At 52.4% G+C, this 12553-nt stretch carries 12 protein-coding genes; 8 read left to right on the forward strand and 4 right to left on the reverse strand.

Annotated elements, in window-relative coordinates; translation table 11 throughout:
• The 8 genes from ACETWG_06960 to rfbA all read left to right on the forward strand — a co-directional run.
• Positions 1-187, forward strand: a 187-nt coding sequence (locus tag ACETWG_06960) for a hypothetical protein (protein MFB0516326.1), incomplete at its 5' end; no start/stop codon positions are given.
• Positions 188-432: 245 nt separating this feature from the next.
• The gene (locus ACETWG_06965) at positions 433-870 is read left to right on the forward strand and encodes a hypothetical protein (GenBank protein ID MFB0516327.1); all 438 of its coding nucleotides are present in this window, start codon (positions 433-435) and stop codon (positions 868-870) included.
• Between the two features lie 9 nt (positions 871-879).
• A complete protein-coding gene (locus ACETWG_06970; protein MFB0516328.1) occupies positions 880-1038 on the forward strand; it encodes a type II toxin-antitoxin system RelE/ParE family toxin in 159 nt (52 codons plus the stop codon).
• Positions 1038-1331, forward strand: coding sequence for a HigA family addiction module antitoxin (locus ACETWG_06975; GenBank protein ID MFB0516329.1), 294 nt, complete (start codon positions 1038-1040; stop codon positions 1329-1331). The genes ACETWG_06970 and ACETWG_06975 overlap by 1 nt, the downstream gene beginning before the upstream one ends.
• A 157-nt stretch (positions 1332-1488) precedes the next feature.
• Positions 1489-1932: a hypothetical protein gene (locus tag ACETWG_06980; GenBank protein ID MFB0516330.1), complete on the forward strand. Its 444-nt coding sequence runs from the start codon at positions 1489-1491 to the stop codon at positions 1930-1932.
• A 177-nt stretch (positions 1933-2109) separates the two neighbouring features.
• Entirely contained in the window at positions 2110-4380 is a 2271-nt protein-coding gene (locus ACETWG_06985; GenBank protein ID MFB0516331.1) for an aconitate hydratase, read from the forward strand.
• 225 nt (positions 4381-4605) lie between these two features.
• On the forward strand, positions 4606-7410 hold the full coding sequence (locus ACETWG_06990) for an SLBB domain-containing protein (GenBank protein MFB0516332.1): 2805 nt from the start codon (positions 4606-4608) through the stop codon (positions 7408-7410).
• Positions 7411-7617: 207 nt separating this feature from the next.
• A complete protein-coding gene (gene rfbA, locus ACETWG_06995; protein ID MFB0516333.1) occupies positions 7618-8502 on the forward strand; it encodes a glucose-1-phosphate thymidylyltransferase RfbA in 885 nt (294 codons plus the stop codon).
• Positions 8503-8675: 173 nt separating this feature from the next.
• Here rfbA and ACETWG_07000 read toward each other — a convergent pair whose 3' ends face one another.
• From ACETWG_07000 to ACETWG_07015, 4 genes are all read right to left on the reverse strand, one after another.
• Positions 8676-9032, reverse strand: coding sequence for a hypothetical protein (locus ACETWG_07000; GenBank protein MFB0516334.1), 357 nt, complete (start codon positions 9030-9032; stop codon positions 8676-8678).
• 714 nt (positions 9033-9746) lie between these two features.
• Positions 9747-10412: a hypothetical protein gene (locus ACETWG_07005; GenBank protein ID MFB0516335.1), complete on the reverse strand. Its 666-nt coding sequence runs from the start codon at positions 10410-10412 to the stop codon at positions 9747-9749.
• Positions 10413-10757, reverse strand: a complete 345-nt coding sequence (bamE, locus tag ACETWG_07010; GenBank protein ID MFB0516336.1) for an outer membrane protein assembly factor BamE — start codon at positions 10755-10757, stop codon at positions 10413-10415.
• Between the two features lie 176 nt (positions 10758-10933).
• On the reverse strand, positions 10934-12553 hold a 1620-nt coding region (locus tag ACETWG_07015; protein MFB0516337.1), incomplete at its 5' end, for a xanthine dehydrogenase family protein molybdopterin-binding subunit.

Genomic DNA, 12553 nt, shown 5'->3' on the forward strand with positions numbered 1-12553 from the left:
TAAAGCCCAGAGGGATAGAGCATTAGCACATTCGGATGCAGCCTACTTCAATAATCCACAAGCTCTTTACAAGCGTTATCCCTTGAGCACGAAAGATATTGATGGTCTCATGGATACAGTGAGCGAAATTCTAAGACAGCAGGACCTTTTTTTTATTAGGAGGAAATATTTTAGAGATGGAAGTTAAAAGTGCGCACAATGTTGATTTGATTTTACGATTAGCTCGAGCGTTTCATCGAGCACGGAAGGATAAGCAATTGATCGAGAGAGGATTCAAGCCTGTGGACTATCTATATGACGATAATGAGCATGAATTTTAATTTACTTGAGCGTTGCGATAACAGGAATTGGCACTCATAACCTTGCAATGCAGCGGACGTAGTAAAGCGCACTACTGATTCCACCTGTTAGGCGACAATAGGGGAGCTAATAATGAAAATCGTAGTTCAAATGGGACCTGATGAGGCCGAGTTGGCGCTCAACAAACTAAAAGAAGAAGATTTTATCATCGACAAAGATACCTATTATTACATTAGAGATGAGATCTTCATTAAGGATATGGAGAATTTTATTCATAGAGTAGCACCGGGAAAGTGGCAAGAAACGGGTAATCTGGAAGGGGCTGAAAAGGTCAGGAGATGGTTTTCCAACGAGGATCTCATCAACAAGTATTACCGTGAGTACAACAAGCTCCGACAAAGATTTTTCTTACATAACAACGCAATATACACCTACGAGTTTCTCGGTTTCATGAATGTGGCCAACGAGATCCAGCTAATAAAATTAGACATGCAGGATATTGCCAACTTGTTGAACCAATTAACAGAGAAGCCACTCAGAAAGCTACTCCGAAAATTTAGTGTCCCCTAACGAGCGACTATGGCCATTGACGACATGGATATCCCGGGATTCCGGCTCCATCCGTTAAAGGGGGAGTATAAATGTTTGTGGGCGATAAACATGAGCGGAAACTGGCGCGTGACCTTTCGATTACATGAAAGTAACGTTTACGACGTTAATTATGAGAACTACAATTAATGAGGATGCATAACCCGCCCCATCCGGGCGAATTTATCCGGGAGGTCTACCTGGAGCCGTTCGGTATAAGCACCCGCCGCGTCGCTGAAAAGCTTAAGGTTTCGCCTTCGACGTTTAACCGCCTGATTAACGGCGAAAGCAATGTCAGCCCTGAGATGGCGTTGCGGCTGTCGAAAACCCTGGGTCGCTCGGCCGAGAGCTGGCTCGCCCTGCAGGACAACTATGACCTGTGGCGTGCCAGGAGCCAGGTTGACTTGAAGGCCGTAGAGAAACTGGAAATTTCGGTTGCCTGACAAGTTGTTTGAGCGGAAGCTTTAAAGATGATTAAAAAAGTCGTCACCAAGCGCAGCCTGAGCAAAGCATCATCTATAAAAGAAGACCTGGCATTCTGGTTGAAAAAAAGCCCCAAGGAACGAGTTGCAGCCGTAGATTATCTCAGGACCCAATACCATGGAAGTTCAATCCGACTTCAGAGAACTGCTCGCGTTATTCAACGAACAAAAGGTTGATTACCTGATCGTGGGGGCCTATGCCCTGGCCTTTCATGGTGCACCGCGGTATACGGGTGATATGGATATTCTGGTTAAACCGGGCTCATCGAATGCTAAACGAATTCTGGCAGCTTTGAAAGACTTCGGTTTCGGATCGGTTGGCTTGAAACCGGAGGATTTTGAGAGCCCGGATAAGGTCATACAGCTGGGCGTCCCACCAGTCAGGGTGGACCTGCTCACGTCAATTACCGGGGTTTCGTGGGAAGAGGCTTTCTCAGGAAGGGTTAAAGACACATACGGCGAGGTTCCCGTTCATTATATTGGCCGTGAACAGTTTATATTGAATAAACGTGAGTTAGGAAGGAAAAAGGATCTTGCTGATCTTGAAGCCTTAGGTGAATAATGAGGTTTCAGTAAAAGCTACCGCTGAGCCACTCCTCAGAGCATCCGCCACACTAGCTAACTGCCATTTTCCCCGCTGAAGCTTCGCCACTACCTACAAATCATGCTAAATTTCCGCTGACTGTTTAGCCGCCTTGACCGGTGGCAGGGCTGCCGCACAAGGAAGGATTAATTACGAATGGAAGCAGAGACCCTCAAGCTTGTTGAAGATTTATATCCGCGCCTGAAGGAGGCCGTGAAGCAGGCCCGGAAGCGGCTGGGCCGCCCCCTGGCGTTCACCGAAAAGATTTTATTCGGGCACCTTTCCGAAGGAGTTGGCAAAAAGCCCCCGGAGCGGAGTGTCTCTTACGTCAACCTGCGGCCTGACCGGGTAGCTCTCCAGGACGCTACCGCCCAGATGGCCCTATTGCAGTTCATGCGCAGCGGGCGCAGCACCACCGCGGTGCCGACCACCGTTCACTGCGACCACCTCATTCGCGCTCAAACCGGCGCCAGCGCCGACCTACCCAATGCCCTGACCGAGAACGAAGAGGTCTACGCCTTCCTCAAAAGTGTGTCCAACAAGTACGGGATTGGATTCTGGCGGCCCGGGGCCGGGATTATCCACCAGGTGGTATTCGAGAACTATGCTTTCCCGGGCGGGCTGATGATCGGGACGGACTCGCACACCCCCAATGCCGGCGGGCTGGGGATGCTGGCTGTCGGTGTAGGTGGTGCTGACGCAGTGGACGTCATGGCTGATCTGCCCTGGGAGTTGAAGTGGCCGGGGCTGATCGGGGTGCATCTTACCGGCAGTTTAGGTGGCTGGACGGCGCCCAAGGACGTGATCCTGAAGCTGGCCGGACTGCTGACCGTGAAGGGGGGCACCGGCAAGATCGTGGAGTACTTCGGTCCCGGCGCGCGCTCCATCAGCGCCACCGGCAAAGGAACTATCACCAACATGGGCGCCGAGATCGGGGCCACCACCTCCGTTTTCCCCTACGACGAGCGCATGTCAGTCTATTTGCGCGCCACCGGGCGGGCCGAGGTAGCCGACCGGGCCGACCGGCACCGCGAGTACCTGCAGGCCGATCCTGAAGCGGAGCATCACCCGGATGAGGTCTACGATGAGATCATCGAGATTAATCTTTCGGCCCTGGAGCCGCACCTCGTGGGTCCCTTTACGCCGGACCTGGCCCGGCCCATCTCCCAGATGGCTCAAGCAGTGCAAGCGAACGACTATCCGGATGAGATCAAGGTGGCCCTTATCGGCAGCTGTACCAACTCATCGTACGAGGATATCAGCCGGGCCGCCCACGTGGCGAATCAGGCCCTGGCGGCAGGACTGAAAGCCCGCACCGGCTTCATGATCACACCCGGTTCCGAGCAGATCCGGGCTACCATTGAGCGCGATGGGCAGCTGGACACCCTCACCAAGATCGGTGGACTTGTCCTGGCCAACGCCTGTGGGCCCTGCATCGGGCAGTGGAATCGGACGGATGTTCCGAAGGGAGAGAAGAATACAATTGTGACCTCGTTCAACCGTAATTTTGCGCGGCGGAACGACGGCAATCCCGACACGCTGGCCTTCATTGCCAGCCCGGAGATCGTGACGGCCCTGGCGCTGGCGGGCCGGCTCTCGTTCAATCCCCTTACTGATCCCCTGTCCGATGAAAAGGGCGGGTTGAAATTAGCCCCGCCCGAAGGCGATGAATTGCCAACGGCCGGATTCGATCCCGGTCAGGCGGGATACGAACCGCCTGTCGAGGATGGCACGAAGATTCACATTGCCATCAAGCCGGACAGCGAACGCCTTCAACTATTGGAGCCGTTTTCGGCCTGGGAAGGATCGGACCTGGAGGACTTACAGTTACTGGCGAAGGTGAAGGGGAAGTGCACCACCGACCACATTTCACCGGCGGGTCCATGGCTCCGATTCAGGGGACACCTGGATAACATCAGCAACAACCTGTTCTCCGGCGTGACCAATGCCTACAGTGGTGAAATCGGTGTAGGTAAGAATCTGGTCACCGGTGAGGAGGGTGCCAAGCTCAGCGACATTGCCCGCAGCTACAAGGCTAATAGCATTGGCTGGGTGGTTATTGGCGAAGATAATTATGGTGAGGGATCCAGCCGGGAGCACGCCGCCATGGAGCCCAGACACCTGGGAGCCCGGGCGATCATTGTGAAGAGTTTCGCCCGTATTCACGAGACCAATCTCAAGAAGCAGGGCGTGCTACCCCTCACCTTTACTGATCCTGCCGACTATGACAAAATCCGGGTTGACGACCGTATCTCTATCAGAGGCCTGACTGAATTGGTCCCGGGCTCACAGGTGACAATGGTGCTGCACCATAAAGACGGCAGCGAAGAGACAGTGACCCTTCAGCACACGCTCAGTGAGGTTCAAATTGAGTGGTTCAGGGGCGGGTCAGCGCTGAATGTGATCGCAGCACAGGCGGGCGAGTAAGAGGCCGGTTTTAAGCCACTGCCGGGAGCGCCGAGGGTTACATTTATAGCGCCAGACATCATTGCATAGTGCAATCAAAACGGCGTTGGGTTGAATTTTTCAGTACCAGGCCCTAGTTAGCTATTTGTTGTTTGAGTCTTGCAACTGCGAACCTTCTGATGTATAATGCGTAGAATTTCTTTTTGAGTCCAAGTAGTTCATTTTTTACGCCTTTTGCAGAGAGTTATGAGCCTTAAGAAAACCATGTACGTTTCCATTTCAACCTACCTGATCCTTGTGCTGGCCTGGCTGCTTGCAGTACCTGCCGGTGCCCAATTGCGAACGAGCGATCTTCCGAAAGAGGTCCTGGAAGAGTTGAAGTTCCGTGGAATTGCGATTGAGCAGATCCTTTTGCAAGCTGAGAGTCTGGGAATTGATTTAAGTAATCCCCAACGTGCAGCTCTTAGAGCGCGACAACTGGGTGTGCCGGAATCACAAATCCAGGAAATGCTGCGTGTGGCGAATGAAATCCAGCGGGTCCGGGCAAGTCTGTCAACAGCTCCCGGCCGTTTTGAGAGGTCAGGAGAGGCCTTCCCGAGCCTTAGCCAACCTCGTCGCACAACTGAAGCGAAAATGCTACCTGCAGTTGATACTACCGCCGTAGATACCCTGGAATTAGTCCCCGGGCGTGAAAAGCTCATGCGTCCCTTGTACTTTGGATATGATATGTTCAAACAGATGCCGGAAGCCTTTGAACCCAGTCCGGTGGGCCCGGTAGATGAGGCGTATCTGGTTGGGCCCGGGGATGAGCTGCGGCTCACGGTGTGGGGGGCAGCTGAGTTTCAGTACGATCTTCAGGTCGACCGCGAGGGGCGAGTATACGTTTCTAATGTAGGCCAGTTCATGGTGGCAGGCAAACGCCTTGACCGTTTACGTCGGGACATGAAACGCTGGCTCTCCAGGACATATGCCGGTCTTGAAACCGATCCGCCAACAGTCTTTATGGATATTACCATCACCCGCCTGCGTCCGATCAAAGTGTTTATTCTTGGAGAGTTGGCCCGTCCGGGCGGTTATTCGCTGAACAGTTACTCGACCATATTCAATGCTCTATACGGCGTGGGCGGTCCGCTCACGCGCGGCAGTTTGCGCGATATCCAGGTCATTCGAGAAGGCAAGGTTCTTGCCAAGGTAGATTTTTACAATTATCTGCTGAAGGGATACGATCCAAATCCGGTACAGCTGCAAGATAACGACCACATTTTTATCCCTCTGCGTGGTAAAACCGTTGCCATCTCTGGAGAGGTCAAACGTCCGGCCATTTACGAGCTCAAGCAGCGAGAACATTTCACACAGCTGCTGGAATATGTTGGTGGTCTCACTGCCAACGCTTACGTGAAACGGGTGCAAATCGAACGAATCGTGCCCTTTGAGAAGCGTAACGATCCCTCCATTGCCCGCGAGGTTCTTGACGTCGATTTAGAACCGGTATTGGCGGGGGAAAGAAATATCCAGCTTTTCGATAGTGATAGTATTCGTGTTTTTTCAATCCTGAGTATTCTCGAAAATGCTGTCAGTATTTTTGGAGCGGTTAAGCAGCCTGGACGTTATGAGCTGAATGAATCCGTGCTGACCATCCGGGATCTAATTATGAAAGCTGACAGCCTGACAGGAGATGCCTACCTGGGGAAAGCGGATCTAGTGAGGACCAGGGATGATTCCACGGAGGTCTTCATTTCCATCAATCTTGAAGGAGTGCTGGGGGACCAACCGACCCAGAATTTGCCCTTGCTGCCACGTGATCGGGTTTTGATTTACTCTGTTCAAGACTTGGAGGAAATCTATCAGGTGGAAATTGTTGGTCAAGTGCGCAATCCTGGCGTCTATGCCTGGCGGGACAGCATGACCGTATACGATCTCCTTTTCCAAGGTGGTGGACTGCTTGACGAGCAGTATCTGAAGGATGTATTTCTTGAACGGGCAGATCTATTCAGAAAGGCGCCTAACAGCACGGGTGAGATTATTATCCCTTTCCACCTGGGGACTGTCCTTGAGGGACGGGAAATGGCTTCCGAGCTCCTACAACCCAACGATCGAATCCGCATATACACGGTTTATGTGGAAGAGATTATGGATAGATATGTGAACATTCACGGTGCGGTAAAGGCACCAGGTCAATATTCCCTGCAGAGAAACATGACAGTGGAAGATCTTATTCTGCAGGCTGGTGGTTTCACCGAAGATGCCTACCTGGTTGAAGCGCAGTTAAGTCGGGTGGTGAAGGGCGGTAATTCACCCGGGGAAAAGGCAATCCAGCTGATGGTTCCCCTGACAAGTAAGAGACTCGGGGAGGTCAGCTTTGCCCTTAAAGATACCACCCTGGCTCTGCAACAGGCGCGCAAGGTACCCCTCAATCATCGGGATATCGTCTACATTCGAACTGACCCGGACTATACTTACCAAGATACAGTCACTGTCACCGGTGAGGTCAGATTCCCCGGTCAATATACCCTTTTAAAGGAGAACGAAACGCTATCCAATGTTATCAAGCGCGCAGGCAGTGTATTGCCTACCGGTTATGCCAGGGGTGGTCGTCTTATGCGCGGAAAAGAGCGGGTGGTAATTGATCTTGCCGATGCCATTGAGGGTAAAAAGCGGGCAGATGTAACTCTGTTGCCCGGTGACGAAATTATTATTCCTCCCAAACCCAATACTGTAGCTGTGCGCGGCAATGTTGCTATTGAAGGTTTGATTAAGTACGCGCCGGGTAGGCGCCTTTCCTATTACCTTGAGCAGGGGGGAGGGACAGGCGAGAAAACCGAGAGTGTGTTCCTTACTCAAGCATCCGGTGCGACTTTCAAAATACGCAAAATCATGTGGCTTTTTCGCAGGAACCCGGTGGTGGATGATGGAGCTATTATAACCGTTACGAAGAAACCGGAAGAAGAAGAGAGGGCAAAGACTGATATAGGTAGGACCATTACCGATGTCTTTGCGCTTCTCTCAAGTGTGATCACAGTCATCGTTCTGGCTCAACGGATTAATCCGTAGAGTTTGCCCTGTCATTCGCAGCTTCGGCGTAGGTCACCGCAGGTCATGAGGCCGTTGGAATGGTAACCTTATTTTTTGCTTTCCTGGGCTGATTCATGGTTGGCTAACCTGTCGAGCCTTCGTTTTTGTAAGTTGTTCGGGCCCAGATTTCCTGCCAATCATCGAGTGGTATCATATCGGCATAGTCTTTAGAGAGGAGTAGTAGTAGTGAAAGGGATCATTTTAGCGGGTGGAGCGGGAACTCGTTTATATCCCCTTTCTACGGCGGTGTGCAAGCAGCTGCTCCCGGTAAATGACAAGCCCATGATTTACTATCCCCTCTCCACGCTGATGTTGGCTGGTCTGCGGGATATATTGATCATTTCCACGCCCCACGACTTGCCGCGGTTTGAGCAGATCCTGGGGGATGGCTCTCGACTGGGTGTGAGCTTCAGTTACGAGGAGCAGCCCCGGCCGGAGGGTATCGCCCAGGCGTTTATTGTAGGCGAGTCTTTCATTGCCGGGAGTCCGGTCTGTTTGATTCTGGGTGATAATGTATTTTACGGTACCGGATACATCGAGCAGCTGCGGAAGGCAGTTGCCCAGGATCGGGGGGCCACGATATTTGCATATCCGGTTCGTGATCCCCAGCGTTATGGCATAGTAACGTTCGATGCCGGGGGCAAAGCCCTGAGTATTGAGGAGAAGCCGCAGCGGCCGCGCTCGAATTACGCTGTGCCGGGACTGTATTTTTATGACCAGCGGGTGGTGGAATTTGCGAAGGGTCTGAAACCTTCCGACCGGGGTGAATTAGAAATCACCGACATAAATAAGATCTATCTGGAACTTGGCGAGCTTCAGGTGCTGCGATTCAGCCGCGGTATTGCGTGGCTGGATATGGGTACTCACCAGAGCCTATTGGAAGCGAGCAATTTCATCGAGGCCATCGAATCGCGCCAGGGGCTGAAGATCGGCTGTATTGAAGAAGTGGCGTTTCATATGGGGTATATTGATGCCGCTCGGCTGGAAGAGATTATTCAAGACACTCCCGCCAGCCAGTACCGGGATTACCTTCAGCACGTCTTGCAGGAGGCCCATCAGCTAAGAGATTAACAGCTGGAGCACTCCGCCTGGTTTGGTCCTTCTCGTCAATAAAAATATTTAGCCTGGCCTGAGTGCTGGCCTTTGTGATCCCCAGCATTCACACCAGGTGTAGAGATAACCAACCTTCTGGAGAAGGATCAGCGCTAAAGAAGGGTGATTATCGTCCCTTTTTAGAGCGGGCTCTAGAGCGATAATTCCAGCAAGTTTTCGGAACTATTCCAAGACGGTGATACGGTGATCTTTTCACCGAGCTTAATATCATAGTGTTCGATTAACGGTTTGGCGTTAATGCGATAGGTCGACTTACTCTTGCCAACAGCGCGGATTTTGAAGGCAGCTTTAGTCTTGTATTTTTTCGGCTGCAACCCAACTTTCTTGGAGGATGGATCGTAGTAGAGTTCCAGGTGGGTAGCCCCTTTCAAATATTGTTCGTAAGCCGCCGAATTTAGGGAAATCTGACCTCCTTTCAGTACTTTTGCTACCGGAGGTTTTTGAGTGACTTTACCCTTCTTTACTGGTACAAACTTCTCGTACGACATGATTTTATTACCCCTACTTTTGTTGTGGTTCTCACTGCTATTTTACTGAAGGATATGAGAAAATGCAACGCTTTGATGATTTCAAGAAAATGGATTTTGAGTAGATAGTAATCGTGCTCGAGCAGGTTGTTTATAGCGTTATGTTACTGAATAATGATCCTTATGCCGGGTAATGGTAATTTCTGTTAACAGGCAAAGTATTCAAAAGATAAGATTATGATACCTAGAGTGTTTCTTTAAGAAACTCAGTAACAGGGTAGCCGCACTGTTGACGGCAGCTGTCCAGCTCTCAATTATGACCAACAAAATGGCATTCGATCTGCCGGAACCTTTCTCTTTTATGACTAATTTCGGTGCTAGACAGTAGAAATGATTGTTCAAAAAATCCTACCGCGTAGTCATACTTTTCATCACTTCAGGTGGGAAAGCGCCTGTTCAGCAATCTCACATAATAGGTCTATTCATAGTTATTAGTTGCACGTTGATCGTTTTTCATTGCAGCAATCCTCATAAACAGACTGACAGTATTCAGGCTTAGGTAAACAAGCTTCCACAATTTATGTCGCTTGGCCGTGGTCTATACATAGGCTATACTCTTTCTTCTTATAAATAATGGGAAGAAAGCGCTTGGCGTTGGTATGGGATCAAATCCCCATAATTAGCCTAGATTCATTCCTATCTGTAACGGACAGCTCGGATTACAGGAGGAATAAATCAGTCTTCGAGGAAGAGAGCTTTATCCAGGCTGGCGAAAAATCTTTGAAAGAACTCGGGATCCTCGATAGGTCCGGCCTCCTCAACTTGTCCCCCTCTCTCGCGCTGGCCGCTGCCACTCACTCGCACTCGTGTCACATTAGGGCCAACGGATTCAATATTGAGCGTCACCTTGTATTGATAAACTGCTGGGCCATCACGGTCACCATTATGGTGGTAAACGTGTGTCGGGCCGCGGTCCCGGTCACTGTCACGACCGTCATCATCGCCGCCGCGGGTTAACAGCCAGACAATGCCGGCTACGATAGCAACGATAATGGTGATACCTAAAACCTTCTGCCAGGTGGGCACTTCCGCTGTGCGAGGTGGCTCCTTTGCTAACGGCGCTTCCTCGCCTTCGGTCGACCGACTGGCGACAACCAGACCTATGTTACTATCAATGACATCAATGGTGTAGCGTAGGTCCTGGAGCACGTTGATAGAGCCTTTGAGCACCTTATCATACTCGGCTTGAACAATTCGGGTTTCCATGCTGCGGGCCTCGGTCACCGATACAGGGGGCCGCCGGGGCATGCAGCCCGCCACCAAGAAGATGACGAGATATAGCCGCAGAAAAATACCGGCTACTCTAGCCAGGGAAGTATGTGGACTGACAAGACTGGTCATTTAGAACTCCGTACTGTGATAAGTGTATTCCTTCACTCTTTCGTTTTCGTCGAAGGTGATGAGAACGGTGAGCGTGCGCTGGGTTGATTGGGCCGAGGTCCAGAAGAGGAAAAAGCTTGAAGCGGACTGCTTGGACACCTTGTCATAGGTCCATACTTCAAGGCCGGTGGCATCCTTGGAAATAATGTTTGGAGCACCGAGGGCGGCCTGCACCTCAGCCTTGCTCATGCCCTGATGGAGCGAAGCTTGCACCGTCCCCAGGGTGAGGCCCTCTGTCGCGCTCTGAGACGCACAGCCCATTAGAAACAGTAACAGGACCCAGTTTAATCTTGAGAAGTTCTTCATTTGATTCACTCTCAGTTTAATTAAAGGACATACGGTTTGAATATAACCCTATATATGCCATAAGCGTAGATCAAAGGCGATAAATGACTCTTACAACTTCCTATCTTCAACGGCGAGGAGGGTCGATAACTACCTCACGACGGAAGGTCATGGTGTCACCAGGCTGAGTTGTCAGCTTATCCCCGTCGAAGTTCCCTGGGATCGATGGGCAGGCGGCGAATGCGTTTCCCGGTGGCCGCGTGAATGGCGTTTACCAGTGCCGGTGGGGTTGGGGGCAGCGGCGGCTCGCCCACCCCCGTGGGGGGTTCCGCACTGGGAACGGTGTAGGTTTCCACTTCCGGCATTTCTCTCATAGTCAGCAGCTTATAGTTATGGAAATTGCTTTGTTGAACGTACCCATTTTCAAGGGTAATGGCCCCGTACAAGGCAGCGGTGAGCCCCAGGACGATGCCGCCTTCCGCCTGGGCGCGTACACCGTCGGGATTGATAACGGTGCCGCAGTCGATAGCACATACCATTTTATGGATCTTGAGATTGCCCTGCCGGTCAAGGGAGATTTCGGCGACGATGGCCGCGTAGCTTCGGAAGCAGGCATGGACGGCAATGCCCCGGTAGCGGCCTTTGGGCAGGTGCTGGCCCCAGCCGGCTTTTTCGGCTGCCAGATCCAGGACGCCCAGGTGGCGGGGGTGGTCCTTCAATAGCTTCCGGCGGAGCTCATAGGGATCCTTATCCGCGGCGGCAGCCAGCTCATCGAGGAAGCATTCGTTGACAAAAGCGTTTTGCGAATTAGCTACGGAACGCCAGTAGCCGGTAGGAACGGGGATGTCGGACATGACGTAGTCCACGTGGATATTAGGTATGTCATAGGGCAGGTCCACCGCGCCGCCGGTGATATCCACAGAGCTGTCGGGGCCGGATATGCGGTGGCTCCAGGCCACGGGCTGACCTTCCCGGTCCAGACCGCCCTGGAGCTGGTGGTAGGTGGCAGGACGGTAGCCGCCGTGCTGGATATCCTCATCCCGCATCCGGACGACCTTTACCGGTGCGTTGATGGTCTTAGCGACTTCGACGGCATCCCTGACAAAGTCATCTTTATGCCGCCGTCCGAAAGCGCCGCCTATCCAGAGAGTGTGCACTTTCACGGCATCAGCGGGCAGTCCGGTGATTTCCATGGCCGCTTCCTGGGCGGCAGCGGGATTCTGGGTTGGGACCCAGATCTCGCACCCGCTATTCCGTACCCGGGCGGTGCAGTTCATGGGTTCCATGGTGGCGTGATCCAGGTAGGGCCCTTCATAGGCCGCCTCCAGTTTTTGGGCAGCCTTATTCAAAGCCGCCGGGGCATTGCCGTCATCGCGCAAGACTTTGCCGGGTGCTTGAGCGGCCTTTTTCAGCATTTGGGAGATGTGCTCACTATTGAGATTGGCACCGGGGCCTTCATCCCAGGTGATCTTTAATGCTTTGCGTCCCTGGAGGGCGGCCCAGGTGTCGTTGGCCACGACGGCCACGCCGCTGGAGATTCGGGTCACCTGGCGGACCCCGGTAACGGCCTTTGCTGCGGAGGCATCGTAGCTGGTAACCTCACCGCCGAAGACCGGGCAGCGGGCCACAACGGCAGTCAACATACCGGGCAGATTGAAGTCATACCCGTAAATGGCACTGCCGTCGACCTTACTGGCCGCATCCAGACTTTTAAGAGGCTTGCCAATGATTTTGAAGTCTTTGGGGTCTTTCAGGGCCACTTCTTCCGGTATGGGCAGGCGAGCGGCTGTTTCCACGAGCTGGCCGTAGGTCAGCCT

The organism is Candidatus Neomarinimicrobiota bacterium (genome assembly GCA_041862535.1).
Taxonomy (GTDB): Bacteria; Fidelibacterota; Marinisomatia; order SCGC-AAA003-L08; family TS1B11.

Coding starts and splice junctions, on each gene's coding strand:
- ACETWG_06965 (MFB0516327.1), top strand. CDS start 433: ATGAAAATCGTAGTTCAAATGGGACCTGATGAGGCCGAGTTGGCGCTC.
- ACETWG_06970 (MFB0516328.1), top strand. CDS start 880: ATGGCCATTGACGACATGGATATCCCGGGATTCCGGCTCCATCCGTTA.
- ACETWG_06975 (MFB0516329.1), top strand. CDS start 1,038: ATGAGGATGCATAACCCGCCCCATCCGGGCGAATTTATCCGGGAGGTC.
- ACETWG_06980 (MFB0516330.1), top strand. CDS start 1,489: ATGGAAGTTCAATCCGACTTCAGAGAACTGCTCGCGTTATTCAACGAA.
- ACETWG_06985 (MFB0516331.1), top strand. CDS start 2,110: ATGGAAGCAGAGACCCTCAAGCTTGTTGAAGATTTATATCCGCGCCTG.
- ACETWG_06990 (MFB0516332.1), top strand. CDS start 4,606: ATGAGCCTTAAGAAAACCATGTACGTTTCCATTTCAACCTACCTGATC.
- ACETWG_07000 (MFB0516334.1), bottom strand. CDS start 9,032: ATGTCGTACGAGAAGTTTGTACCAGTAAAGAAGGGTAAAGTCACTCAA.
- ACETWG_07005 (MFB0516335.1), bottom strand. CDS start 10,412: ATGACCAGTCTTGTCAGTCCACATACTTCCCTGGCTAGAGTAGCCGGT.
- bamE (MFB0516336.1), bottom strand. CDS start 10,757: ATGAAGAACTTCTCAAGATTAAACTGGGTCCTGTTACTGTTTCTAATG.